The sequence below is a fragment of the Methylobacterium sp. WL103 genome (assembly GCF_008039885.1).
Taxonomy (GTDB): domain Bacteria; phylum Pseudomonadota; class Alphaproteobacteria; order Rhizobiales; family Beijerinckiaceae; genus Methylobacterium; species Methylobacterium cerastii.
In genome coordinates, this window is sequence record NZ_VRUX01000846.1 from 1 (window position 1) to 1,428 (window position 1,428).

The 1,428-nt window shown below is 67.6% G+C and carries 2 protein-coding genes; one reads left to right on the forward strand and one right to left on the reverse strand.

All coding sequences use genetic code 11. The features are described 5' to 3' along the window. Positions 1-255: 255 nt before the first annotated feature. Positions 256-771 carry an Lrp/AsnC family transcriptional regulator gene (locus FV222_RS26010; RefSeq protein ID WP_147752550.1) on the reverse strand — a complete coding sequence of 172 codons (516 nt, stop codon included), beginning with the start codon at positions 769-771 and terminating at the stop codon, positions 256-258. Positions 772-1,004: 233 nt separating this feature from the next. Between FV222_RS26010 and FV222_RS26015 the strand changes: the two genes are divergently transcribed. After that, positions 1,005-1,428: phosphoadenosine phosphosulfate reductase family protein (locus tag FV222_RS26015; protein ID WP_147816008.1), on the forward strand; the 424-nt coding region annotated here is incomplete at its 3' end.

A 1,428-nucleotide genomic window follows, 5' to 3' on the forward strand; every position in this document is an offset into this window, starting at 1 on the left:
CCCGCCGGCCGCGTCGACGCCCGCGAGGAAGCCGGCGAGCCAGGCGCGTTGGATCGCCGTCGCGCTGCAGAGGACGGCGTCGAGGCTGGCCCGCTCGCTGTCGCCGAACGGCGCAGTGCGGGGAAGGAGGCTTTGGCGTGACATCGGCAGACCATGTCGTGGGGCGGCGAGCCCCTGTCAACGGGAAAACGTCCGTTTTACAGAACGCTCGATTTGGAGAAGGAGTCGATCGTCGTTGCGGTGCGAAAAAGAAGATTATTCTCCGACCGCAGCCAGGGTCGGTGGCAGCCCCTGGATCTGGCGGCCGTTGGTCGGGGGGGCGGGCAGCGGCAGGGCGGTGGTCGACTTCACCTTCTCCATGGCGAAGCGCGAGGTGACGTTCTTCAACGGCAGCGTCGCGATCAACCGCTTATAGAACGTATCGTAGGCGCTCATGTCGGCCACGACGACGCGGAGCATGTAGTCGACGTCGCCGGCCATCCGGTAGAATTCCAGCACCTCCGGCATCGCCGAGACGGTGCCGGCGAATCGCTCCAGCCAATCGCGCGAATGGTCGGCGGTCTCGATCGACACGAAGACGGTGAGCCCGAGCCCGAGCTTGACGGGATCGAGCACGGCCACCCGCCGGTCGATCACACCGTCTGCCTCCAGACGCTGGATACGCTTCCAGCACGGCGTCTGCGACAGGCCGACCCGCTCGCCGATCGCGGCGATCGACAGCGTGGCGTCCGTCTGGAGCAGTGCCAGGATCTTCAGGTCGATCGAATCCAAGGCCAACCTCACGTCTCGACGTCGTCCCGCCATGCGGCCCGCGCAGGGCCCCCATGAGAAGGAACTTCCATTTTCGCGCAACCGATCCCGATCGCAGCGTGTTGCCAAGGTCTTCTGCAGTGCAGCGCAGTCCCGTCCGGCCGTACGGCGGCGCCTTGACACCGTTCGTTATAGCGAACATCTCACGGAACAACCAGTGCCGGCGCACGTGCCGGCCCGCGAACGAACAGGCGATGACCCTTCAAAGCCCCCAGGCGGCCCTCGACCTCGCCGCCCAGATGAAACCCCTCGACCTGCGCGGACGAATCGCCCTCGTCGAGGCGACGATCCCCGGCCGGCTCGTCTTCACCACGAGCCTCGGCATCGAGGATCAGGCGCTCACCCACGCGCTCGCGACGGCGAAGGGCCGGACCGAGATCGTCACCCTGGACACCGGCCGCCTCTACCCCGAGACCTACGATGTCTGGGCCGAGACGGAATCGGCCTACGGCATCCGCATCCAGGCCTACGCGCCGGAGCGCGTCGCCGAAGAGGCGTTCGTGCGCGACGCCGGCATCAACGGCTTCCGCCACTCGGTGGAGGCGCGACAGGCCTGCTGCGGCTTCCGCAAGGTCGAGCCGTTGGGCCGCGCCCTCGACGGCGCCGCCGGCTGGCTCA